This is a genomic window from Streptomyces sp. NPDC057137 (assembly GCF_042670825.1).
In the GTDB taxonomy this organism is placed as follows: domain Bacteria; phylum Actinomycetota; class Actinomycetes; order Streptomycetales; family Streptomycetaceae; genus Streptomyces.
Map to the genome: position 1 here is coordinate 132,566 of NZ_JBHUUW010000012.1, position 23,788 is coordinate 156,353.

At 70.3% G+C, this 23,788-nt stretch carries 22 protein-coding genes and 4 tRNA genes; 14 read left to right on the forward strand and 12 right to left on the reverse strand.

Annotated elements, in window-relative coordinates; all coding sequences use genetic code 11:
* The first annotated feature begins 289 nt into the window (after positions 1-289).
* The 3 genes from ACFT9I_RS13410 (at position 290) to ACFT9I_RS13420 (ending at position 4,795) form a co-directional block, all read left to right on the forward strand.
* Positions 290-2,020, forward strand: coding sequence for a hypothetical protein (locus ACFT9I_RS13410; protein ID WP_382563720.1), 1,731 nt, complete (start codon positions 290-292; stop codon positions 2,018-2,020).
* Positions 2,021-2,336: 316 nt separating this feature from the next.
* Complete coding sequence (locus ACFT9I_RS13415; protein ID WP_382563721.1) at positions 2,337-3,794, forward strand: N,N-dimethylformamidase beta subunit family domain-containing protein; 1,458 nt, start codon at positions 2,337-2,339, stop codon at positions 3,792-3,794.
* A gap of 101 nt (positions 3,795-3,895) precedes the next feature.
* Entirely contained in the window at positions 3,896-4,795 is a 900-nt protein-coding gene (locus ACFT9I_RS13420; RefSeq protein ID WP_382563723.1) for a phosphoribosylaminoimidazolesuccinocarboxamide synthase, read from the forward strand.
* A gap of 59 nt (positions 4,796-4,854) precedes the next feature.
* On the opposite strand, the gene ACFT9I_RS13425 is transcribed toward ACFT9I_RS13420, so the two are convergent.
* From ACFT9I_RS13425 to ACFT9I_RS13460, 8 genes are all read right to left on the reverse strand, one after another.
* Positions 4,855-4,927, reverse strand: a tRNA-Gly gene (locus ACFT9I_RS13425).
* 22 nt (positions 4,928-4,949) lie between these two features.
* Positions 4,950-5,603, reverse strand: a complete 654-nt coding sequence (locus ACFT9I_RS13430; RefSeq protein WP_382563725.1) for a response regulator — start codon at positions 5,601-5,603, stop codon at positions 4,950-4,952.
* Entirely contained in the window at positions 5,600-7,006 is a 1,407-nt protein-coding gene (locus ACFT9I_RS13435) for a sensor histidine kinase (protein WP_382563727.1), read from the reverse strand. The genes ACFT9I_RS13430 and ACFT9I_RS13435 overlap by 4 nt, the downstream gene beginning before the upstream one ends.
* 60 nt (positions 7,007-7,066) lie before the next feature.
* Positions 7,067-7,879 (reverse strand): ABC transporter permease, encoded by an 813-nt coding sequence (locus ACFT9I_RS13440; RefSeq protein ID WP_382563729.1) that lies wholly within the window; start codon positions 7,877-7,879, stop codon positions 7,067-7,069.
* Positions 7,876-8,871: an ABC transporter ATP-binding protein gene (locus ACFT9I_RS13445; RefSeq protein WP_382563731.1), complete on the reverse strand. Its 996-nt coding sequence runs from the start codon at positions 8,869-8,871 to the stop codon at positions 7,876-7,878. Before ACFT9I_RS13445 ends, ACFT9I_RS13440 begins: the two co-directional genes overlap by 4 nt.
* 158 nt (positions 8,872-9,029) lie before the next feature.
* Positions 9,030-9,102: transfer RNA gene (locus ACFT9I_RS13450), tRNA-Gly, on the reverse strand.
* Positions 9,103-9,143: 41 nt separating this feature from the next.
* Positions 9,144-9,215: transfer RNA gene (locus tag ACFT9I_RS13455), tRNA-Gly, on the reverse strand.
* A 129-nt stretch (positions 9,216-9,344) separates the two neighbouring features.
* Positions 9,345-9,671 (reverse strand): Lsr2 family protein, encoded by a 327-nt coding sequence (locus ACFT9I_RS13460; protein ID WP_171908496.1) that lies wholly within the window; start codon positions 9,669-9,671, stop codon positions 9,345-9,347.
* Positions 9,672-10,070: 399 nt separating this feature from the next.
* Between ACFT9I_RS13460 and purS the strand changes: the two genes are divergently transcribed.
* The 9 genes from purS to purM all read left to right on the forward strand — a co-directional run bounded on the left by purS (position 10,071) and on the right by purM (position 19,410).
* A complete protein-coding gene (gene purS / locus ACFT9I_RS13465) occupies positions 10,071-10,316 on the forward strand; it encodes a phosphoribosylformylglycinamidine synthase subunit PurS (RefSeq protein WP_031230836.1) in 246 nt (81 codons plus the stop codon).
* Entirely contained in the window at positions 10,313-10,993 is a 681-nt protein-coding gene (gene purQ / locus ACFT9I_RS13470; RefSeq protein ID WP_382563734.1) for a phosphoribosylformylglycinamidine synthase subunit PurQ, read from the forward strand. Before purS ends, purQ begins: the two co-directional genes overlap by 4 nt.
* Positions 10,993-13,251, forward strand: coding sequence for a phosphoribosylformylglycinamidine synthase subunit PurL (gene purL, locus ACFT9I_RS13475; RefSeq protein ID WP_382563735.1), 2,259 nt, complete (start codon positions 10,993-10,995; stop codon positions 13,249-13,251). The genes purQ and purL overlap by 1 nt, the downstream gene beginning before the upstream one ends.
* A gap of 131 nt (positions 13,252-13,382) precedes the next feature.
* A complete protein-coding gene (locus ACFT9I_RS13480; RefSeq protein WP_382563737.1) occupies positions 13,383-13,913 on the forward strand; it encodes an ArsR/SmtB family transcription factor in 531 nt (176 codons plus the stop codon).
* Positions 13,914-13,944: 31 nt separating this feature from the next.
* Positions 13,945-14,784 carry a M23 family metallopeptidase gene (locus tag ACFT9I_RS13485; protein ID WP_382563739.1) on the forward strand — a complete coding sequence of 280 codons (840 nt, stop codon included), beginning with the start codon at positions 13,945-13,947 and terminating at the stop codon, positions 14,782-14,784.
* 10 nt (positions 14,785-14,794) lie between these two features.
* Positions 14,795-15,589, forward strand: coding sequence for a sterol carrier family protein (locus ACFT9I_RS13490; protein ID WP_382563741.1), 795 nt, complete (start codon positions 14,795-14,797; stop codon positions 15,587-15,589).
* Between the two features lie 86 nt (positions 15,590-15,675).
* Positions 15,676-16,503 carry an META domain-containing protein gene (locus ACFT9I_RS13495; RefSeq protein ID WP_382563742.1) on the forward strand — a complete coding sequence of 276 codons (828 nt, stop codon included), beginning with the start codon at positions 15,676-15,678 and terminating at the stop codon, positions 16,501-16,503.
* A 144-nt stretch (positions 16,504-16,647) separates the two neighbouring features.
* Positions 16,648-18,165 (forward strand): amidophosphoribosyltransferase, encoded by a 1,518-nt coding sequence (purF, locus tag ACFT9I_RS13500; RefSeq protein WP_382563743.1) that lies wholly within the window; start codon positions 16,648-16,650, stop codon positions 18,163-18,165.
* A gap of 168 nt (positions 18,166-18,333) precedes the next feature.
* On the forward strand, positions 18,334-19,410 hold the full coding sequence (purM, locus tag ACFT9I_RS13505) for a phosphoribosylformylglycinamidine cyclo-ligase (RefSeq protein WP_382563744.1): 1,077 nt from the start codon (positions 18,334-18,336) through the stop codon (positions 19,408-19,410).
* Between the two features lie 95 nt (positions 19,411-19,505).
* On the opposite strand, the gene ACFT9I_RS13510 is transcribed toward purM, so the two are convergent.
* Positions 19,506-19,754: a DUF3073 domain-containing protein gene (locus ACFT9I_RS13510; protein WP_189111161.1), complete on the reverse strand. Its 249-nt coding sequence runs from the start codon at positions 19,752-19,754 to the stop codon at positions 19,506-19,508.
* A 300-nt stretch (positions 19,755-20,054) separates the two neighbouring features.
* Positions 20,055-21,155 carry a Leu/Phe/Val dehydrogenase gene (locus ACFT9I_RS13515; RefSeq protein ID WP_382563746.1) on the reverse strand — a complete coding sequence of 367 codons (1,101 nt, stop codon included), beginning with the start codon at positions 21,153-21,155 and terminating at the stop codon, positions 20,055-20,057.
* 153 nt (positions 21,156-21,308) lie between these two features.
* On the opposite strand from ACFT9I_RS13515, the gene ACFT9I_RS13520 reads away from it, so the two are divergent.
* The gene (locus ACFT9I_RS13520; protein WP_382563748.1) at positions 21,309-22,157 is read left to right on the forward strand and encodes a hypothetical protein; all 849 of its coding nucleotides are present in this window, start codon (positions 21,309-21,311) and stop codon (positions 22,155-22,157) included.
* Positions 22,158-22,659: 502 nt separating this feature from the next.
* Positions 22,660-22,866 carry a developmental transcriptional regulator BldC gene (gene bldC, locus ACFT9I_RS13525; protein WP_003949541.1) on the forward strand — a complete coding sequence of 69 codons (207 nt, stop codon included), beginning with the start codon at positions 22,660-22,662 and terminating at the stop codon, positions 22,864-22,866.
* Positions 22,867-23,249: 383 nt separating this feature from the next.
* Here the strand turns inward: bldC and ACFT9I_RS13530 are convergent, their stop codons facing one another.
* Positions 23,250-23,471, reverse strand: a complete 222-nt coding sequence (locus ACFT9I_RS13530) for a DUF6274 family protein (RefSeq protein ID WP_382563750.1) — start codon at positions 23,469-23,471, stop codon at positions 23,250-23,252.
* A 186-nt stretch (positions 23,472-23,657) separates the two neighbouring features.
* A tRNA-Asp gene (locus ACFT9I_RS13535) sits at positions 23,658-23,732 on the reverse strand.
* Positions 23,733-23,788 lie beyond the last annotated feature (56 nt).

Consider the following 23,788-nt stretch of genomic DNA (forward strand, 5'->3'; position numbering starts at 1 on the left):
TGGTCGGACGGGGACTCCGTCATGCGGCTCGGCGCCGCCACCTCCCCGCACCACCTCCCCGCCCCGGAAGCCACACCTCAAAACACCAGCAACGTCAGCACCTTTGACCAAAGCCATTCCATCGAGTGACGGTTAACCCATCCGGATGACCCCCGCCGGGGCCCCAACTATGGTGCGGCGCAAGCGTTCGGGCACTTGGCCCACCGGCATTGCGATGTCAGTGGCGGGTGCCACAGTGGGGGAGTGAGCAAATCCGCCGCAGTGCTGGCAGAGGGGGTGAGATCCGGACGTGTCCGGTTCCGGTGTCGGTGAGGAGATCGGCGCCTTGGGCGCCAGGTCCCGGGCTCTCGCTGTGCTGCGCGTGCGCGGCAGAGCGGCGGGCGTCGCGCTGCTGCCCGCGGCGGTGGCGGTCGTCCTGCTCGCGGGTGGTGTCACGGGCAGTCTCACCGGCGGGAGTTGGGACACCGCGCGCTGGGTCGTGACCGGTGTCGCCGTGGTGGTGCTGCTGTGCGCGGCGGGCGTCGCCGCCGTGATCGCCAGGGCCAGACCTGCCCTCAGCCCCACCGTGGAGATCGCCGAGCGGTCCGCCCCCGACCTGTACCGCCTGGTGCGGGATCTGGCCGACCGGTTGAACGTGCCGGCGCCCTCGTCCATAGCCCTGACACCGGACTGCGACAGCTGGCTGGAGGATCGTACGCACCCCGCGCACGCCCTCGCCGCCGCACCGACCGCACCGACCGGCCCGAATGAACCAGGCGCGTCCTCGCGTCGTAGCGGCGCCTCCCGTCGAAGTGCCCCCGCCGCCCCCGTCCTCGTGATCGGCTCCCCCTTCCTGTGGTGGATGCGCGTTGCCGAGCTGCGCGCCGTGCTGGCCCCGGTCGTGGCCGGTACGGGACCGGCGTCGCACCCCGACATAGCCGCCGCCCGCCGCTTCGTGCGGGGCCTGGACGCCGCGGTGGCCCTCGCGGGCCGCCACGACCTGGGGCTGATACGACGGGCCGCACTCGGCTTCGTCGGCCGGATCGCCCGACTGATGCTGCGCGCCTGCGCCGAGCACGCCGCCCTGATGGAGCGCGGCGTCGCCTCCGCCGCGTCCGAGCGTGCACAGGGTGTGGACTACGGCCTGCGGATCGTCGCCCAGGAGCAGGTCGGCCTCGCCTACGCGGGCTGGGACCGGCTGCTGACCCGCGTCGCCCTGCCCGCCTGGCGGATGGGCCGCTGGCCGTCCCGGCTCGACGTCGGAGTCGTATCGGCACTGACGGAGCTGTCGCGGCGCGACCGGCTGGCCGAGGGTTTCACCTCCCGCCTCGGCGAGCGCCCCGCCTGCGACCTGCTCGAAGAGCCCGGCGCGGTCGACGAGGCCGCGTCCCTGCTGGCCGCGCGCCTCTTCCACGGCGGCCCGGCCACGTCCGGCCCGGACTGGTCCCCGGTCGACTGGCAGCAGTATCCGGAAGAGGTCGTCGACCGTAAGTGGCGTACGGAAGCGGCCAGGCTGCACCGCGTCCTGGACGACATGGGCGTACGCCGCTCCGCGCGGCCGGGCGACCCGACGGCCGACGCCGTGCCCGGACCCACACTGGACCGCGTGATGGACCATCTCGCCGGACAGGGCGAGGAGGCGGGCGACACCCTGGCCGCCTCGATCAGCGCCGAGGTGGCGCGCGAGGAGGCCGAGGCCGTACCGCCCGAGCCCACGGCCGCCGCGGGCACCGCGGGCGACGCCTTGGCCCTCCGTGGGACGGACCCGCTGCCGCTGTTCCCGCTCATGCCGCCGCGCACGGGCCGTGAGCTGCTCGCCGACCACGTCACCGCCATGGTCTGCTGCGCCGCCGTGGACACGGCGGGCGCGGCCCCGGGGCTCGACTGGCTCGACGGCCCGGCGCTCCTCATGGACGGCAAGCGCCGCACGGACCTGGCGGCCGGCGTGCTGAGCCTGGTGGAGGACGGCGACGGGGAGCCACTGCGCGTGTGGCTGGCCTCGACGGGCGTACGGCCGGAGAAGCCGGTCCGTCTGGTGTGAGGCGGGAGAAGCCGGTCCGTCTGGTGTGAGGCGGCCGAACCCCCGGCGGCCGAACCCCGGCAGCCCAACCGCCGATGGTCCGCCCAACCCTCCATCCGGAGCCGGAAGTTCCGCCCACTTCTCTCCGTTTCCTGTCACTTCCCTCCACTCCCCTCCCCGCCCGTTCGCTTCATTCGCGACGAACGGTGACGGATCGCGTGCGTTATGTGATGTGCTGGAGGCCGACGCTGACACGGTCCGCCCCAACGGCGGTCCGCCCACCGGCAGTCGACCAACAACCAACACCTGCACGGGGTTTCCAGGGAGGGGCGCGCCAATGTGCGCCGATCACATCCGACGGTGGGAATCGGGCGCGCTCGCCCACGCCGTCTCCGATCCCTTCGGCCAGGGGCCGGTGCCCTGGCTGCGCGGCAGCGAGAACTACTTCGACGACACGGGCCAGGTCGTGCCCTGGTACGCGGACCCGACGCTCGGGCGCGACCGCGGCGGCCCCCATACCGCCGACGACGTCCACCGCCAGATCAAGGGCTTCGCGTCCGCCGGAGCCGCCGCGCCCGGCGAGTCGATCGACTTCCACATCACCGTCGATCCGCCCCAGCCGTTCTCCGTGGACGTCTACCGGATCGGGCACTACGGCGGCGAGGGCGCCCGCAAGATCACCACCAGCCCCCGCCTCTCCGGCATCGTCCAGCCCGCCCCGCTCGCCGCCGAGCGCACGGTCTCCTGCCACCACTGGTGGCTGTCCTGGCGCCTCCAGATCCCGTCGTACTGGTCGCTGGGCGCGTACGTCGCCGTCCTCACCACCACCGACGGCTACCGCTCCCACATCCCCTTCACGGTCCGCGACAGCCACCCCGCCGACCTGCTCCTCCTGCTCCCCGACATCACCTGGCAGGCGTACAACCTCTACCCGGAGGACGGCCATCTCGGCGCCAGCCTCTACCACGCCTGGGACGAGCAGGGCCGGCTCCTCGGTGAGGAGGACGCGGCGATCACCGTCTCCTTCGACCGCCCCTACGCGGGCGCGGGCCTGCCCATCCACGTCGGCCACGCCTACGACTTCATCCGCTGGGCCGAGCGCTACGGCTACGACATTGCCTACGCGGACGCCCGCGACCTGCACGCCGGCCTGATCGACCCGACCCGCTACCGGGGACTGGTCTTCCCCGGCCACGACGAGTACTGGTCGCTCCCCATGCGCCGCACCGTCGAGCGGGCGCGCGAGCACGGCACCTCGCTCGTCTTCCTCTCCGCCAACACCATGTACTGGCAGGTCGAGCTGGGCCCGTCGCCCTCCGGCGTCCCCGACCGCCTCCTCACCTGCCGCAAGCGCCACGGCCCCGGCCGCCCGGCCCTCTGGCGGGAGGTCGACAAGCCGGAACAGCAGCTGCTCGGGATCCAGTACGTGGGCCGGGTCCCCGAGCCGCACCCGATGGTCGTACGGAACGCGGAGCACTGGTTCTGGGACGCCACCGGCGCCTCCGAGGGCGACGAGATCCCCGGCCTGGTCGCCGGTGAGGCCGACCGCTACTTCCCGCGTACGGCGCTGCCCGAGCACGACGAGCGGATGCTGCTGGCCCACTCGCCGTACCGGGACATCGGCAACACCCTTCGCCACCAGGAGACTTCGCTCTACCGGGCCCCGTCCGGCGCCCTCGTCTTCGCCTCGGGGACCTTCGCGTGGTCGCCCGCGCTGGACAGACCCGGCCATGTCGACCCGCGCGTCCAGCGGGCGACGGCGAACCTCCTCGACCGCATCTGCAAACGCGACTGACAGCCTCCCGGGCTGCCCCCGGGCCGCCCCCGCGCACGCCCGACTCCCCACATACGGGAGAATCGGCGGCGGAAAGCACCCGCGGCGAGGAACGAGGAACCGTGTCCGGATTCGTAGAAAAGCCCGAGCCGCTTCAGGTCCCGGGCCTGGTACATCTGCACACCGGCAAGGTGCGCGACCTGTACCGGAACGAGGCGGGCGATCTCGTGATGGTCGCCAGTGACCGCATCTCCGCGTACGACTGGGTCCTGCCCACCGAAATCCCCGACAAGGGACGGGTGTTGACCCAGCTCTCGCTCTGGTGGTTCGACAAGCTCACCGATCTCGCGCCCAACCACGTAATCTCCGCCGACCTCCCCGCCGGCGCCCCCGCCCACTGGGCCGGCCGCACCCTCATCTGCAAGTCCCTGCGGATGGCCCCGGTCGAGTGCGTCGCCCGCGGCTATCTCACCGGCTCCGGCCTCGCCGAGTACGAGCAGACCCGCACCGTCTGCGGACTCGCGCTCCCCGAGGGCCTGGTCGACGGCTCCGAGCTGCCGGCGCCGATCTTCACGCCCGCCACGAAGGCCGCGGTCGGCGACCACGACGAGAACGTGTCGTACGAGGAGGTCGCCCGCCAGGTCGGCGCGGAGACCGCCGCGCTGCTGCGCCGCACGACGCTCGACGTCTACGGCCGCGCCCGTGACATCGCCCGCGACCGGGGCATCATCCTCGCCGACACGAAGTTCGAGTTCGGCTTCGACGCCGACGACCGGCTGGTGCTCGCCGACGAGGTACTGACCCCGGACTCCTCGCGCTTCTGGCCGGTTTCGAGCTGGGAGCCGGGTCACGCCCAGCCGTCGTACGACAAGCAGTACGTACGCGACTGGCTGACCTCGTCCGCGTCCGGCTGGGACCGCGCGAGCGAGCAGCCGCCGCCGGAGCTGCCGAGCGAGGTCGTGGACGCGACGCGCGCCAAGTACCTGGAGGCGTACGAACTCCTCACCGGCACCCGCTGGTAGCCCCGGAGGCGACAACGAAGAACCCCCGGCCGATGATCCGGCCGGGGGTTCTTGTGCTGAGCGGACGACCAGGTTCGAACTGGCGACCTCAACCTTGGCAAGGTTGCGCTCTACCAACTGAGCTACGTCCGCATGCGCCGTGGCGCGCAGCCCACTATACCCAACCGCGCTCCCGCGCGAGACGCACCGCCGTATGCCGGCTCGAAGCCCCCAGTTTGGACGCGGCCGACGACAGGTAGTTCCGCACGGTGCCCTGCGACAGCGAGGCCCACGCCGCGATGTCGGCGATCGGCGCCCCGTCGGCGGCCAGCTCAAGCACCTCGGCCTCGCGCGCGGTCAGCGGCGAGTCCCCGGCCGAGATCGCGTCGGCGGCCAACTCCGGGTCCACGTGCCGGTTCCCGGCGTGCACGGTACGGATGATCTCGGCGAGCTGCCGGGCGCTGACGGTCTTCGGTACGAAGCCACGCACCCCCGCCGCCAGGGCCCGCTTGAGATGGCCCGGCCGGCCGTGACTGGTGACGATCATCGTCCGGCAGCCGGGCAGTTCGCTACGGATGGATGTGGCGACCTTCACACCGTCGGCGCCCGGCATCTGCAGATCGAGCACGGCGACATCGGGGCGGTGCGCCAGGGCCATCGCCAGCGCCTCGGGCCCGGAGGCGGCCTCGGCGACGACCGTCAGATCCTCCTCCAGCCCGAGGAGCGCGGCGAGCGCGCCCCGGATCAGATGCTCGTCGTCGGCGAGGAGGACACGTACGGGAGGGGCCGACGCCGGCGCGGGATCTTGTACGGGGCGTACGTCGCTCACGCGGTCACCTCGCCGGACACGGGGGCCTCCACGGGCTCCACGGGCTCCACGGGAGCTACGGGCCGCACAGGCTGTACGGACGACGCCGGCAGCGGCACCCGGGCCGTGAGCCGGAAGCGCGCACCGGCCACCGGGCCCGCGTCGAGCGTGCCGCCCAGCGTGGCCAGCCGCTCCCGCAGCCCGGCGAGCCCGGCCCCCGCCGTCCTGGGCGTACCGGCCGCGCCCGCCCGGACCAGGACGCCCTGTTCGGGCAGCCCGTCGTTCTCCACGACCAGCACCGCGTCGCACCCTTCCCGTACCGTCAGCCGCACCGTGCAGTGCCGCGCGTCCCCGTGCCGCAGCACGTTCGTGGCGGCCTCCCGTACCACCCACCCGAGGGCCGACTGCACGTCGGGAGCCAGCGCCCCGGCACCGACAGCACCCTCCTCATCGGAGCCCGAGCCCGCACTCGCGACCGCTCCCGCACCCACCCCGGCCTCGGCCCCCTCCAGATCCAGCCGGAAACCGATCCCGGCGGCCTTCAACACGCCCCGCGCGCCCTCCAGTTCGGTGTGCAGGTCCACTTCCCGATACCCACGTACGACCGCCCGGACCTCCCGCTGCGACTCCTGCGCGATCCGCTGCACCTCGGACATCTGCTCGGCGGCCTGCTCCGTACCCCCGCGCCGCGCCAACTGCTCGGCGAGTTCGCTCTTGAGCGCGATCACCGCCAGATTGCGGCCCATGACGTCGTGCATGTCACGGCCGAAGCGCAGCCGCTCCTCGGCGACGGCGAGCCGGGCCTGGAGTTCGCGCGCGCTGTCCAGCTCCCACACGGACCTGACCAGCCAGACCGAGAAACCGGTGGTGAAGGCCAGGGCCAGCCCCGCGATCACCACCCCGACCACACACCCGAGGAGCGCGCCGGGCGACAGCCCGAGCACCAGGGCGGTCAGCGCCACGAACACCGTGGCCGCCAGCACGGCCAGCAGCATGCTCCGCACCCGGCGGACCCCGATGACCAGCGACGCGAGGCCGAAGCCGACGAAGGTGACCAGCAGGGAGGAGACCGACGTGGCGTCCTCCACGTTCTTCGGGTCCGCGGGGAACAGGCTGATGGCGGCCACACAGCCGATGGCGGTGAGCACGGCCGTCGCGGCGATGAGCCGGCTCGGCCGGGCCCGCCTGCCGAGCGCCCAGGTCAGTGAGTACGAACTGCAGGCGGCGCTCACGAGCGCGTGGGCGCAGACGAGCAGCAGAAGCCAGCCGCCGACCGGGGAGTCGGTACGTGAGCCGATCACCACTCCGATCGCGCCGACCTCGACGACCGCGAAGAGGTGGAAGGACCAGCGGGTGTAGATCTCGACCTTGGCCGGCTTGCTCTTCCCGGCCCACGAGCCCGTCGCTCTCCGCACCCTCGCCATGTCGTCCCTCCTGAGTCCTCGCCCGGTTCTCCGTCCCACCCGATCCCACCCGCGCCGTGATCAGCGCCGCGGCTCCCAGCGGAACCACCGCTTCACAGCAAACACCGCCAGCACGATCCAGACCAGGGCACTCAGTCCCGCGACGGCCAGGTCGCCGCCCGAGGTGCCGCCCAGCCACCCGGCTCGTACGAGGGTCACGACGCCGGTCATCGGCAGCAGCTCGCAGATCGAGGCGATCTTGTCGGGCAGCGTCTCCAGCGGTACGAACAGGCCCGATCCCAGCGACGAGATCAGAAGCATCGGCAGGATGCTGATCTGGGCGCTCTCCACAGTACGGGTGTACCCGGCCGTGGCCGCGGCCAGCGCCGCCATGAGCCCGACGCCCGCCAGCACACCGAGGACCAGCAGCTCGGGCCGCTGCGGGGCGCTGATGTCGAGGAACGCGATTCCGGCGACGATCAGCACGACACACTGCGCGAGGGCCAGCGAGGCGGCCGGCAGCGCGGTACCGGTGAGGATCTCCATGTCGGAGACCTCGCCCGTACGGAGCCGCTTGAGTACCAGTTCCTCACGCCGGGCGGTGTAGGCGGAGGTGAGATTCATGTACACCACCAGGAGCAGCACCATGCCGATGCCGCCCGTCATGGCGATCTCCATGACGCTCAGCCCGGTGCCGTCCAGGTTGACGTTCCGCAGCGAGGCCTTGGTCGAGGCGATCAGCAGGAGCGGCATGAGGAGCGCCGTGACGAGCATGCTCCTGTTGCGTACGAGCAGGGTCAGCTCGGCCCGCCCGAGCGCGCTCAGCCGTCCCGCCCTGGTCACGGTCCCGCCCTCGGCGGCCGTCTCCCGATTCTGTGCGATTACCGTGCTCATGCTGCGAATGCCTCTCCCGTGTCGGTGCCCGCACCGGGGGCCGTGGCCCCCGCGCGCTGGGCGGCGATGTCCAGGAACGCCTCTTCGAGCGAGGCCGACCGGGCATCGAGCTTGTCCAGATGTACGTCGAACTCCTGGGCCCAGCGCAGCAGTTCGGCCAGGTCCCGCTGAAGGTGCTGGGTGCGGATCTCGATCCGCCGGCCGTCGGCGGCTGCCATCAGCGTGAGCGGCAGCTGTCCGGGCTCCATGCCCGAGGGCAGCGTGAACCGGATCCGGGACGGCCTGGTCGCCGTCACCTCCGACGGTGTCCCCGACACCACGATGCGGCCTCCGTGCATGATCGCCAGCCGGTCCGCGAGGCCCTCGGCCTCCTCCAGATAGTGGGTGGTCAGCAGGACGGTGGTGCCGCCGTCACGCAGCGCGCGCACCAGCTCCCAGGTGTCCCGCCGCCCTTCGGCGTCCAGGCCGGTCGTCGGCTCGTCGAGGAACAGCACCTCGGGCCGCCCGAGCAGCGCGAGCGCCAGATCCAGGCGCCGCTTCTCCCCGCCGGACAGCTGCTTGACCCGTACATCGGCGCGCTTGCCCATCCCCACGAGCTCCAGCGCCTCACCGGTGGGCCGTGCCCCGCTCGTGCAGCCCGCCCACATCCGCACGGTTTCCTTGACCGTCAGATCGCTGGGGAGGCCACCTTCCTGGAGCATCACCCCGGTCCGGGGCCGTACTTCGGCCCGCTCGGTGTACGGGTCCCGCCCGAGCACCCGCACCGTGCCGCCGCTGGGGCGGGCGAGGCCCTCCAGCATCTCGACGGTGGAGGTCTTGCCCGCGCCGTTCGTCCCGAGCAGGGCGAACAGCTCGCCCTCCCCGACGGTGAACGAGACCTCGTCCACCGCTTGGAACCCTCCCGCGTAGCTGCGCCGGAGCCGATCCACCTCGATGACGTTCCTGTCCACATTCGTGGCACTCGCGCTGTGGTCTCCCAGAGTTCGTGTCATGCCTTCAAGACTTCCGCCGGACCGGGCCCGGGAGCAGTGCGCGCTGTCACCACTGCTCATGACAAATGTCATTGGGGGGTGGACGGAGAGGGGCCGGACAGAGAGCGGCCGGGCACGACGAAGGCCCCGGTCACAAGTGACCGGGGCCTTCGATACGGAGCGGACGACCAGGTTCGAACTGGCGACCTCAACCTTGGCAAGGTTGCGCTCTACCAACTGAGCTACGTCCGCAGTGCATCGTTCACCAACAACAAACCTTCGATGTGATGCAGAGCGGGTGACAGGAATCGCACACTGCGCCTCCCCCTTGGAAAGGGGGCGTTCTACTACTGAACTACACCCGCACGCTGCGTGAGGTTCGGCTTTTCGGCCTTGCCCTTCGGCGTGCTCCAGACTCTAGCCGATGGCTGGGGGTGCTGTGCAACTCCGATCCCCGGCGAGCCCGGCCGGACGTCCTCCGGCCGGACGGTCCCTCAACTGGCCTCGCGGAACGCCTCGTAGACCCGCTTGGGGATCCGGCCGCGGGCCGGCACCTCCATCCGGTGCGAGAGCGCCCACGCGCGTACGGCCGCCGGGTCGGGCGCGAGGGCCGTGTGCCGGTACGACTTACGGTTCTTGCCGGCGTGGGTCTGCCGCCGGCCCGCCTCCAGGTAGGGGGCCAGGGCCTTGCGCAGTTTCTTTGCATTGGCGGGATTGAGGTCGATCTCGTACGACTTCCCGTCGAGGCCGAACGAGACCGTTTCCGCCGCTTCTCCGCCGCTGATGTCGTCGGAGAGCGTGACCACTACGCGCTGCGCCACGGATATCGGTCCTTTCATGCGGCACCCGCCTCGTCCGGCTCATGCTTCTGAAACACGGCTGACGTGCGGCGATACCGGCCTTCCGGCTGTTTAGGGGCAATGCGACTTTCTACTCTATTCCTTTGTACAGCGAACCGCCTCGCATTGTGAAGCCCAGCCAATTGCATCAGCGTGTCCGACGGCAATGGCGGGAGCGGGTTTTTTCCTGGATTTTTCCGTGCGGTCTCACGGTGCGATATCGACGGAGATCGGTGGAGAGTCCGGCACTGTGTGGATATCTACTCGCGTAGATTTTGTGTACGGGTACGCTGATGGCACTCGGGGGGTCGGGGGATTCCCCGGTCAGAACCACAGCCGCAGACAGCTGCACACAGCCGCACCACACCACCGGGAGTGCCAGTGGCACGCGTCGTAGTCGACGTCATGCTCAAGCCGGAGATCCTCGACCCGCAAGGACAAGCAGTGCAGCGCGCACTGCCCCGGCTGGGTTTCGACGGGATCGCGGACGTCCGCCAGGGAAAGCGTTTCGAGCTGGAGGTGCAGGGCCCGGTCGACGAGGCCGCCCTCGCCCGCATCCATGAGATGGCCGAGACGTTCCTCGCCAACACCGTCATCGAGGACTTCGTCGTAAAGGTGGAGTCGTGACCACTCGTATCGGAGTCGTCACTTTCCCCGGCACACTCGACGACCGCGACAGTCTTCGCGCTGTCAGGATCGCCGGAGCGGAACCTGTCTCACTCTGGCACCGCGACAAGGACATCAAGCAGGTCGACGCCGTCGTCCTGGCGGGTGGATTCAGCTACGGCGACTATCTGCGCGCCGGCGCCATTTCCCGATTCTCGCCGGTGATGGAGACGATCATCGAGCAGGCGAAGGGCGGCATGCCGGTCCTGGGGATCTGCAACGGCTTCCAGATCCTGACCGAATCGCATCTGCTGCCGGGCGCGATGCTGCGCAACAACCATCTGCACTTCATCTGCCGCGACCAGAAGCTGCGGGTGGAGAACGCTTCGACCGCGTGGACCGCCGACTACGAGGCGGGCCAGTCCATCTCCGTACCGCTGAAGAACATCGACGGCCGGTACGTGGCCGCCGAGGCGGTCCTGGACGAGCTGGAGGCCGAGGGCCGGGTCGCCTTCCGCTATCTGGACGGCAATCCGAACGGCTCGCTCCGTGACATCGCGGGCATCACCAACGCGGCGGGCAACGTCGTCGGCCTGATGCCGCACCCCGAGCACGCCGTGGAACCGCTGATCGGTACGGGCCGTACCGACGGGCTCGGGTTCTTCACCTCGATCCTGAAGAAGCTGGTAAGCGCCTGATGACGATCAAGAACCTGGACACCGTCAAGAACGCGACGGGGACGCCCGACGTCGACCAGCCCTGGAAGGAACTCGGCCTCAAGGAGGACGAGTACACCCGGATCCGCGAGATCCTGGAGCGCCGGCCGACCGGCGCCGAGCTGGCCATGTACTCCGTGATGTGGTCCGAGCACTGCTCGTACAAGAGCAGCAAGGTGCACCTCAAGCAGTTCGGCGACAAGGCCCCCGCCAACGACGCGATGCTGGTCGGCATCGGTGAGAACGCGGGCGTCGTGGACGTCGGCCAGGGGTACGCGGTCACCTTCAAGGTCGAGTCGCACAACCACCCCTCGTACATCGAGCCCTACCAGGGCGCGGCCACCGGCGTCGGCGGCATCGTCCGCGACATCCTCGCCATGGGCGCCCGCCCGGTCGCCGTCGTGGACCCGCTGCGCTTCGGCGCGGCCGACCACCCCGACACCCGGCGGGTGCTGCCCGGGGTCGTCGCGGGCATCGGCGGTTACGGCAACTGCCTGGGCCTGCCGAACATCGGCGGCGAGGTCGTCTTCGACCCCTGCTACCAGGGCAATCCGCTGGTCAACGCGGGCTGCATCGGCGTGATGAGGCACGAGGACATCCACCTCGCGCAGGCGTCGGGCCCCGGCAACAAGGTGATCCTGTACGGCGCCCGGACCGGCGGCGACGGCATCGGCGGCGTCTCGGTGCTGGCCTCCGAGACCTTCGAGTCGACCGGACCGGCCAAGCGCCCGGCCGTCCAGGTGGGCGACCCGTTCCAGGAGAAGCTCCTCATCGAGTGCACCCTGGAGATCTTCGCCGAGAAGCTGGTCGCCGGTATCCAGGACCTCGGCGGCGCCGGTCTCTCCTGCGCGACGAGCGAGCTGGCGTCGGCCGGATCCGGCGGTATGCGGGTCGAGTTGGACACCGTCCCGCTGCGTGACTCGTCCCTCTCGCCCGAGGAAATCCTCATGAGCGAGTCGCAGGAACGCATGTGCGCGGTCGTCGAGCCCGACAAGGTCGACCGGTTCATGGAGATCTGCGAGAAGTGGGACGTCATCGCGACCGTCATCGGTGAGGTCACCGAGGGCACCCGGCTGGAGATCTTCTGGCACGGCGAGCAGATCGTGGACGTGCCGCCGCGCTCCGTGGCGCACGACGGCCCGGTCTACCACCGGCCGTACGCCCGTCCCGACTGGCAGGACGCGCTCCAGGCCGACGACGCCAACAAGCTTGCCCGGCCCACGAGTTCGGCCGAGCTGCGCGAGCAGGTGCTCAAGCTGGTCGGCTCGCCGAACCAGGCGTCGAAGGCGTGGATCACCGACCAGTACGACCGCTTCGTGCAGGGCAACACCGTCCTCGCGCAGCCCGAGGACGCGGGCATGGTCCGGATCGACGAGTCGACCAACCTCGGTGTGGCGATGGCGACGGACGGCAACGGCCGGTTCGCCAAGCTCGACCCGTACGCGGGCGCGCAGCTCGCGCTGGCGGAGGCGTACCGCAACGTCGCCGCCTCCGGCGCCAAGCCGCTCGCCATCTCCGACTGCCTGAACTTCGGCTCGCCCGAGGACCCGGCCGTCATGTGGCAGTTCGCCGAGGCCACACGCGGTCTCGCGGACGGCTGCCTCCAGCTGGGCACCCCGGTCACCGGCGGCAACGTCTCGCTCTACAACCAGACCGGCGAGACGGCGATCCACCCGACGCCGGTCGTGGCCGTGCTCGGTGTGATCGACGACGTCACACGCCGTACGCCGATCGCCTTCAAGGAAGAGGGCCAGCTCCTCTACCTGCTCGGCGACACCCGCGAGGAGTTCGGCGGCTCCGCCTGGTCGCAGGTCATCCACGACCACCTGGGCGGACTGCCGCCGAAGGTGGACCTGGACCGGGAGAAGCTGCTCGGCGAGATCCTGATCTCGGGATCGCGCGACGGCATGATCGACGCGGCGCACGACCTGAGCGACGGCGGTCTGATCCAGGCCGTCACCGAGTCGTGCCTGCGGGGCGGCAAGGGCGCGCGGCTGGTCGTGCCGGACGGGCTCGACGCGTTCACCGCGCTGTTCAGCGAGTCGGCCGGGCGCGCGGTCGTGGCCGTGCCGCGCAGCGAGGAGCTGCGCTTCACCGACATGTGCGGGGCGCGTGGGCTGCCCGCGACGCGGATCGGTGTGGTGGACGGCGACGAGGTCGAGGTCCAGGGCGAGTTCAGCATCGCGCTGAGCGAGCTGCGGGCGGCGCACGAGGGAACGATCGAGGCGCTGCTGGCCTGAGGCCGCGGCCTGAGACACGAAGAGGCCCCCGCCCGGTTCGCATGGAACCGGACGGGGGCCTCGTCAGGTCCGCCGTGCCCGCACGACGGAAAGCACTTGCCGTGGATTACGTAATTACGTAACTTCAACGCATGGAGCTTGAGGAACGCGTCGCCGAGCTGGAACGCCGGCTCGCGGCGCTGGAGCGCGCCGAGTCGGAGTCGTCACCCCGGCCGCCACGAGGGGAGCGGCCGGGGCCGACGGCGGACGACGCCCTGCGACCGCTGCGGCAGTTGGAGGAGCAGCTCGCGGCGGCGGAGGCCGAGGCCGGCGGCGTGATGTACACCGGCTCGGTACGGCTGCCGACCGGACAGCCCTACGGCTGGCAGTTCACCGAGCTGACCGACGACCTGCTCGACGCCGACTGGTCGGTGGCCGCCGACTGCTTCGCCGCGCTCGGGCACGCCGTACGGCTCCGGCTGATGCGCGAGATCCTCGGCGGCCTGCGCACCGCCGCCGAGCTGACCGAGCTGGCCGACATCGGCACCACCGGCCAGATCTACCACCACCTGCGCCAACTGACCGGCGCGGGCTGGCTCCAGGCAAAGGGGCGGGGGCGTTACGAGGTGCCCGCCGCCCGCGTCGTACCCCTGCTGGTCATGCTGTCGGCGGCCAGGAACTGACATCCGTAGGAGAACCGAGGTGACACGCACCATGTCCGTCCGGAAACTCGCCATGATCCTTTTCCGTCTCAGCTGGATCGTCTTCGTCGCGTTCGTCGTCGCCGTCTTCGCCGGCTGGGACCCCGGCTGGGCGCTGCTGATGAGCCCCGCCGTGCTCGGGATGCTCCTGGTGATCGTCATGGGGCGGCTGACCTCCGCCAAGGTGAAGGCGGCCGACGCCCGCAGCCCCGTCGAGGTCCTGGCGCCGGTGACCGGCCGCTGGACCGCGCTCAACAGCCCGGCGGACAAGGTGCCCAGCCACGGCGTGCACGGCTACGGCCAGACGTACGCCATCGACATCGTCGCCGAGCCCGGGCCCGACTCACGCCCGCCCTTCGCCCTGCTGTGGCCCATGGCACGCGGGAATCAGGGCTATCCGGCCTTCGGCACCCCCGTGCTGGCCGTGGCGGACGCCACCGTCGTCCACGCGTCGGACCGGCAGCGCGACCATCTCACCCGCACCTCGCTCCCGGCGCTCGCCTACCTGATGCTGGCCGAGAGCGCGGTACGGGACATGGCCGGCCCCGCGCGGATCTTCGGAAACCACGTGATCCTCGACCTCGGCGACGGCACGTACGCCGCGTACGCGCATCTCAAGAAGGGCTCGCTGACCGTCGCCGTCGGCGACCGGGTGCGCGCGGGGCAGCGGATCGCCGACTGCGGCAACACCGGCAACTCCACCGAGCCGCACGTCCACTTCCAGCTGATGGACGGCCCCGACCTGGACACCGCGCGCGGCGTCCCCTTCACCTGGCGCGGCATCGGCGTCCCGGCCAACGGCGAGTCGTTCACCCCTCAGGACGAGGCGTCACCCGCGCCGAGCCTCGATTAGCCTCCCGGACATGCCACCGGCCAAGAAGCGCAAGCAGCGCGGTTACGACTCCGACAAGACCCGTACCGCCGTCCTCACCCAGTTCGCGCACGTGCGCGAAGCGGTCCTCGCCCTCACCCCCGAGCAACTCGCCCTGCCCGCCGGCCTCGGCGACTGGACCGTGCGCGAGCTGGCCGCACACCTGAGCTTCGGCGTCGAGTCCGTCAGCCGCGCCCTGGAGCAGCCCGCGCCGCCCGTCGCGGAGGTGGGCCTGCCCGAGTGGGCCTTCGCGACGGCCGCGCTGGCCACCCCGATCTCGGACGACGTCAAGGCGTACGCGGCCTCCGCCGAGCCCGCCGAGCTGTTCGGGCGCACGGCCGGCCGGATCACCGCGCTGCTGCCGGACGCACCGGCCGACCGGCTGATCGCCGTCCGGGTCGGGGCCATGCGCCTCGGCGACTTCCTGGTCACCCGCACCGTGGAACTCGTCGTCCACACCGACGACCTGAACCGCGCCGCCGGGCTCGACATCCCCTTCGACCGGCAGGCGCTCGCCGCCTGCACCCGGCTGCTCGCCGACGCGCTCGCGGCGAAGGCGCCCGGCGCGTCGACGGAGGTGCGGATCCCGCCGTACGCCGTCGTGCAGTGCGTGGAGGGGCCCCGGCACACCCGGGGCACCCCGCCGAACGTCGTCGAGACGGACCCGCTCACCTGGCTGCGGCTCGCCACGGGCCGTACGAGCTGGGCCGAGGCGCTGGCATCGGCCCAGGTCAGCGCGAGCGGGGAGCGCGCGGATCTCGGTGCTCTGCTGCCGGTCATGAGCTGAGCAAGCCCCTCGCGGCAGCCCCTCCCGGCATCCGTACGGAACCGGACCCGGGGCTGCCTCGTCCCAGCGGTATGCGGAAACAGTCAGTGACCACCGTCACCGCCCTCACGACCCTGACCCTCCTCGCCCTCGCCGGCTGCGGCACCGAGTCCGGCAGAGAGTCCGACGGGGCGGCCGAGGCCGGCAGCGCGGTGCGGACCGATCTGCCCCTGACCGACGTGCGCTGGAGCATCGAGAGCCTCAGCGTCGACGGCAAGAAAGTCGCGGTGCCCGCCGAGGCCAGCCTGGAGATCGACGCCAAGGGCAAGGTCAGCGCGCAGACCGGCTGCAACGGCGTCGGAGCGATGGTCACCATCGACGGTGACACGATCACTGTCGGTGAGAGGCTGCCGTCGACGCAGATGGGCTGCCCGGGGGTGCCCGGGACCTTCGAGAAGGCCCTCGGCGGGGCCATCGACGGCAAGATCAAGGCCAAGGTCGACGACAAGAAGCTCACCCTCACCACCGCCGGGGGCGACTCCATCGCCCTGGCCGCCGAGAAGCCGGCCCCGCTCGTGGGCACCGGGTGGGCCGTCGACGGCCTCATCTCCGACAAGACCGCCCGCTCGCTGCCCAAGGACAAGAAGGGCGAGACCCCGAAGGCGACGCTCACCTTCGCCAAGGACGGCACCGTGAGCGGCAACCTCGGCTGCAACGGGTTCTCGGCGTCCGCGAAGGTCGCGGGCTCCACGATCACCTTCGGGCCCGTCAAGGCCACCAGGAAGCTCTGCCCGGAGCCGGGAATGTCCGTGGAGCGGGAGCTGATGAAGGTGCTCAAGGGCCAGGTGACGTATGAGGTGCACCACCGTGAGCTGACCCTCAGGACGGCCGGCGGCGAAGGACTCAGCGCCGGCGCGGGAGCCCCCGGGAAGTAGTCACGGCCCGGTTCTCCCAGGTGAACAGGGGCCTCTTCGGGTGGGCCGGTGGCGACACGCCGCCGGCCCGCTTCGCCGTCCACCTCACGGCCCACTTCCGTACCGCATTCGGACCAGCGGTCGATCTCGCCTACACTCGGTGCCGTGCCTCGTGGTGATGGACGACTCAACCACGACCTGCTCCCCGGCGAGAAGGGCCCTCAGGACGCTTGCGGCGTCTTCGGAGTCTGGGCCCCCGGCGAAGAGGTCGCCAAGCTCACCTACTTCGGACTGTATGCACTGCAACACCGCGGACAGGAGTCCGCGGGCATCGCAGTGAGCAACGGCTCCCAGATCCTTGTCTTCAAGGACATGGGCCTTGTCTCACAGGTCTTCGACGAAACTTCCCTCGGCTCCCTCCAAGGCCATATCGCCGTGGGTCACGCCCGCTACTCCACCACCGGAGCCTCGGTGTGGGAGAACGCGCAGCCGACCTTCAGAGCCACCGCTCACGGCTCCATCGCGCTCGGCCACAACGGCAATCTGGTCAACACGGCCGAACTCGCCGAGCTGGTCGCCGACCTCCCCAAGGAGAACGGCCGCACGACCCGCGTCGCCGCCACCAACGACACCGATCTGATCACGGCGCTCCTCGCCGGACAGACGGACGACGACGGCAAGCCCCTCACCGTCGAACAGGCCGCACCGCAGGTCCTGCGGCACGCCAAGGGTGCCTTCTCGCTCGTCTTCATGGACGAGCACACCCTCTACGCGGCCCGCGACCCGCAGGGCATCCGCCCGCTGGTCCTCGGCCGGCTCGAACGCGGCTGGGTCGTGGCCTCCGAGAGCGCCGCTCTCGACATCTGCGGCGCCTCCTTCGTCCGCGAGGTCGAGCCGGGCGAGCTGATCGCCATCGACGAGAACGGCCTGCGCAGCTCCCGATTCGCTGAAGCGAAGCCCAAGGGCTGTGTCTTCGAGTACGTGTATCTGGCCCGCCCCGACACCGACATCGCCGGGCGGAACGTCTACCTCTCCCGGGTGGAGATGGGTCGAAAACTCGCCAGGGAAGCGCCCGTCGAGGCGGATCTCGTCATAGCGACGCCGGAGTCCGGCACGCCCGCCGCGATCGGTTACGCGGAGGCGAGCGGCATCCCGTACGGCTCGGGACTGGTCAAGAACGCGTATGTCGGCCGGACCTTCATCCAGCCCTCACAGACCATTCGCCAACTGGGCATCCGTCTCAAGCTGAATCCTCTTAAAGAGGTCATCAGGGGCAAGCGCCTGGTGGTCGTGGACGACTCGATCGTCCGCGGCAACACCCAGCGCGCCCTCGTCAAGATGCTCCGCGAGGCCGGCGCCGCCGAGATCCACATCCGGATCTCGTCCCCGCCGGTGAAGTGGCCGTGCTTCTTCGGTATCGACTTCGCGACCCGCGCGGAGCTGATCGCCAACGGCATGTCCATCGAGGAGATCGGCGCGTCACTGGGCGCCGACTCGCTCTCGTACATCTCCATCGACGGCATGATCGAGGCGACCACCATCGCCAAGCCGAACCTCTGCCGCGCCTGCTTCGACGGCGAGTACCCGATGGACCTGCCCGATCCGGAACTCCTCGGCAAGCAGCTGCTGGAGACCGAGCTGGCGGGCGGCGCCGATGCCGCCGACGCGCTCAGGCGGCCGTAACAGAGGCCATGAGCGCCCGTGTACGTGCCCGCACGGCCCGCCGCGACCCTCTTCCCTACCGGTCGCGGCGGCCCGCAGCCACGTCCCGAACCCACGGCCCCTCGGCCCCACGGACCTCGAATCCAGCCCCAGTCCAGCCCCGCAGCACTGACACGAAAGCTCTCCGACATGCCAGCTGAATCCTCCGGTGCCTCCTACGCCGCCGCGGGCGTCGACATCGAGGCCGGCGACCGCGCCGTCGAGCTGATGAAGGAGTGGGTGAAGAAGACCCAGCGCCCCGAGACCGTCGGCGGTCTCGGCGGCTTCGCCGGACTCTTCGACGCCTCCGCGCTCAAGCGCTACGAGCGCCCGCTGCTCGCCTCCGCGACCGACGGCGTCGGTACGAAGGTCGACCTGGCCCGCAAGATGGGCGTCTACGACACCATCGGCCACGACCTCGTGGGCATGGTCGTCGACGACCTGGTGGTGTGCGGCGCGGAACCGCTGTTCATGACCGACTACATCTGCGTCGGCAAGGTCTTCCCCGAGCGGGTCGCCGCCATCGTCAAGGGCATCGCCGAGGGCTGTGTGCTGGCCGGCTGCGCGCTCGTCGGCGGCGAGACCGCCGAGCACCCCGGCCTCCTCGGCGAGGACGACTTCGACGTCGCCGGCGCCGGTACGGGCGTGGTCGAGGCGGACCGGCTGCTGGGCGCGGATCGTATCCGTACGGGTGACGTCGTGATCGCCATGGAGTCCTCCGGGCTTCACTCCAACGGGTACTCACTCGTCCGGCATGTCGTGTTCGACCGGCTCGGCTGGTCGCTGGAGCGCGAGGTCGCCGAGTTCGGCCGCACGCTCGGCGCGGAGCTGCTGGAGCCCACCAAGATCTACTCGCTGGACTGCCTGGCCCTGACCAGGACCACCGAGGTGCACGCTTTCAGCCACGTCACCGGCGGCGGCCTTGCCAACAACCTGGCGCGGGTCGTCCCGGACCATCTGCACGCGACGGTGGACCGTTCGACCTGGGCGCCCGGCGCCGTCTTCGACCTGATCGGCTCGGCGGGTCAGGTGGAGCGTACGGAACTGGAGAAGACGCTCAACATGGGCGTCGGCATGATCGCCGTCGTCCCCGAGGAGTCGGTGGACTCGGCGCTCACCACGCTCGCCGACCGGGGCGTGGGCGCCTGGGTGGCCGGCGGCATCGTGGACAGGCAGAGCGGCGGCCCGACCACGGGCGCGGCGCTGACCGGGGACTATGCGGCCTGAGGCCGTGCCGGCGGGGCACTGGTGTCATGGTGAAACCCGGTCCGGGATGCCCGGACCGGGTCACATGGGTGATTTCTTTTTGAGGTGTACGTACGTCAAGCGCCGCGGCGCTGTGACGACGGGCCGGACTCCTCGTCCTCTTCGTCGTCGTTGTACAGCTCCGCGTACTGTGCGTACGGGTCATCTTCCTCGTCGTCATCCTCGAACGGCTCAGCGTTCGGCGGTTGACTCGAAGGCGATGCGCCCAGCTCATTGGCCAGACGCGACAGGTCTGTCCCGCCGCTGTTGTACTTCAGCTGGCGGGCGACCTTTGTCTGCTTGGCCTTGGCCCGGCCGCGCCCCATGGCTCGACCCCCTCGGTGACGGGGCTCCACGGCCCCAGAGTCTTGACACGCGTTCATGTTTCAGAACGAGCTCTCCGCAGAGAGACCCGTCCTTAGGACTTCAACGGTACCTGCTTCCGCGGCCATACGGTACGCCGCCCGCATGACGCGCCTCGGCGCGGGACCGGCGAGAACGGGTGTCCTCGCTGGTCAGCTGCGATTTTAACCTCTTATTGAGGGGCGACCCGCCGACCGGGGTGAGTCTCGTCTCCCCCCGGAGCCGCGCGGTGGCTCAGCGTCGGCCGATCGCCCCTCCGGACCTCAGCGGGCGCGGGCCTCCGAGATGCGCTGCTCGGCGATCCTGTCCGCCGCCGCGGCCGGCGGAATCCCGTCGTCCTTCGCACGTGCGAATATTGAAAGCGTGGTGTCGAAGATCTTCGCGGCCTTCGCCCTGCACCGCTCGAAGTCGAATCCGTGCAGCTCGTCGGCGACCTGGATCACGCCGCCCGCGTTCACCACGTAGTCCGGCGCGTAGAGGATGCCGCGGTCGGCGAGATCCTTCTCGACACCGGGGTGCGAGAGCTGGTTGTTGGCCGCCCCGCACACCACCTTCGCGGTCAGTACGGGCACGGAGTCGTCGTTGAGCGCGCCGCCCAGCGCGCACGGCGCGTAGACGTCCAGACCCTCGGCGCGGATCAGCGCGTCGGTGTCGGCGGCCACGGTGACCTCGGGGTGGCGGTCGGTGATCCGGAGCACGGACTCGTCCCGTACGTCCGTGATCACCACGGAGGCGCCGTCCTGGAGCAGATGCTCGACCAGATGGTGCCCGACCTTGCCGACGCCGGCGATGCCGACCTTGCGGCCGCGCAGCGACGGGTCGCCCCACAGGTGCTGGGCGCTCGCGCGCATCCCCTGGAAGACGCCGAACGCCGTCAGTACGGAGGAGTCGCCGGCGCCGCCGTTCTCGGGCGAGCGGCCGGTCGTCCAGCGGCACTCGCGGGCGACGACGTCCATGTCCGCGACATACGTACCGACGTCGCAGGCCGTGACGTACCGGCCGCCGAGGGAGGCCACGAACCGGCCGTACGCCAGCAGCAGCTCGTCCGTCTTGATCAGCTCGGGGTCACCGATGATCACGGCCTTGCCGCCGCCGTGGTCGAGACCGGCCAAGGCGTTCTTGTACGACATTCCGCGCGCCAGGTTCAGCGCGTCGGCGACAGCATCCTGCTCGGAGGCGTACGGGTAGAAACGAGTGCCGCCCAGGGCGGGGCCCAGGGCGGTGGAGTGCAGGGCGATGACTGCTTTGAGCCCGCTGGCGCGGTCCTGACAGAGCACGACCTGCTCGTGGCCACCCTGTTCGGAGTGGAACAGGGTGTTCAGTACATCGACGGTTGCGACAGGGGCTCCGGTCACATCGGTCACGGTGGTGACTCCCAAGTACGAAGCGGTGAGTAGCCCCTCCTGGGGGTGGGGAGGGACTGTTTGCGCATGAGGGTAAGTCCTACCGTGACGTAGATCCGACGCAGTGCCCAGGATCACCCTCTCGGGCGGTACGGGCATGGGACGATTCGCCCCATGCCAGCGGTGTCTTCACTCCTCGTCCCCTACGCCTCCTACCTGCGCGTGTACGAGCCCCTGGCGGCCTTCCCGGAGCCGGAGAGAAGCCACTGGGCGCGCTACGCCGCCCGGGACCGTACGCCGACCGCACAGGACGAACTCCGGCGCTCCCTGGCCGACTTGCTGCCCACACCGCCCGTCCCGGTGCCCGTGCACGAGAGCGCCGACGCGTTCGTGACGGAGGTGGACGGCGTGGTGTGCGTCTGCCCGTGGCGCACCCGGCTGCGCGGCTGGCTGGCCCTGGAGTCGCTGGACGGCACCCTGCCGAAGCCGCTGCTCGACGCCGTACTGCCGTCGGTCGTACGCGAACAGGCGGCCGCGGACTTCGAACAGTGGCGCGAGCGCAATCCGGACGCCCGGCCGTGGATCAGGACGGCGGTCTGGCAGGTGCCGGTGCGCTGGTTCACGCTCTTCGCCGACGACGAGCGCGAGTACCGGGCGTACGAGGAGGAGGGCCCCACAGCGCCCGCCCTGCGCTACCGGACCCCGATGGTGCAGGCGCGGCGGCGGCTGGCCCGCGCGCTGAAGGCGCTGCGGGAGTCGGTCGACGAGGGTCCGCTCATCGAGGGCCTCATAGACGTGGGACGGTGGCTGGAGGAGTTCCACCCCCGCTCGCTGGTCGAGCTCGACTACGGCGGCCTGGTGCACGCCCTCACCGGACCCCAGCTCGCCGACGACCGCTCGGCGGCGGACGTGGCGGCCGGGATCGCCGCGCTGCGGGCCGGCGACGGCGAGGCGGCGGGCGTGGCGTACGAACGGCTGGCGGAGCGCTGGCGGGCGGTCAGGGACCGCCAGTTCGCCAACTGAGGGCGTACCTGGTGGGGCGCGCGGACGGGGCGTAGGGCCGCATGTCCGCGCGCCGGGGGACTTAGGCCCCGATCCGGGTTCTTTGCCTCAAGCGTGACGGACCGCACTAACGGGGCTCTTGCGCCCATCGCCCACCCTCGTGTCAAAATAGGACAAGGAGTCCGGGGAGGGCTCCTTCCGTCCAAGTAAGGGCGGAATGCTCTGCATTGCGCTCTATGGGGGGTCTCGTGACTCCTGATTGCTCCTGTGACTGATCGTCACTGCGGCGTAACTGTCCGCTATGGCATGGTCCATCGGCTTCCGTCGTTGATGAACACCTGAGAGGGCAATTCCATCGGTTTGGCCGACGAGGCTGGACAGATGGTGTAGTTGTAGTGCCGAGGACAAGCCGTTCGTCCTATAACCGACTCGGCCCGCGTCCGCCATTTCGGGCAACGCGGGTCAAGGTGCAGAATTTAGAGGAAAGAACCGAGATGGTTCGGTTCTCCCGAGGAGGCCGCTCATGACCGCTCGCACCCCTGATGCCGAGCCGCTGCTGACCCCGGCTGAGGTTGCCACGATGTTCCGCGTGGACCCGAAGACGGTCACACGCTGGGCAAAGGCCGGCAAGCTCACGTCCATCCGCACGCTCGGTGGGCATCGCCGGTACCGCGAGGCAGAGGTCCGCGCGCTGCTTGCGGGTATTCCGCAGCAGCGCAGCGAGGCCTGAAAAGCCTCGTCAGGGCACAGCTGACAACCAACCAACCCCAACCGGACACCCGGGTCCCCAATCCGGTCGTCCAGCTACATAGCTCCACATCGATCCACACAGCTTCACAACGCACCACACGACGGGCATCTGCCCCAACAGGGCCCACGCTCCCGCAATGCGGGGCAAGTCACTTTGATCGCGCTGGACTCCGCCGGGTCCAGCGCGATCTTTTTTGTGCGGTGGGGCCGGAGTTGGGGGACGGGAGGAAGCGCTTACGGGGGCGTGCAATTGCACATACAAAATTCGCGGGCTGTATGCGGGGTGTAAGCGCAGCCGTCCCGGAAATGTGATCGGTGACACCCGTCACAGAGGCAACCCCTTGCCAACTCCCGTCATAGCGCCTAATGAGGGTCGCTGTCCGCTTCTGGTGTGCGGTTCGGGGCGGAGCTGTTGGTTGTCGCGCCCCCGGCGTCCGGAGGAGCGGGTGCGGCAGGCTCCATGGCGAGCCGCTGGAGGCGATGACAGACCGCGCAGTGACGCGTGACGTGTCGATAGCCCGTCGCGGCCGCCAGATGGGCGCGCAGGAGCGCGCGAGTCTCGTGTTTCGCCACCGATGCCGCCATGCGCGCCACCCCCCGGAGGACGGGGCCCTGGGCTGCCAGGGAAGGGCCCCCTGTTGATGACTTACCCGCGCCACGGGGAGCCGTCAACCCAAGACACAGCAACGAGGCCCGCACCTCTTGGACTTTCCGGCCGGCACAGCAACGAGGCCCGCATCCAAGGGATGCGGGCCTCGTGTCGTAACAACGCGGTCCTGACGGGATTTGAACCCGCGGCCTCCACCTTGACAGGGTGGCGAGCACTCCAAGCTGCTCCACAGGACCAGAATTCGCGGCTCCGGCGTGATTCCCACCGGCGGCTGCGAAGTCAGACTGTACAG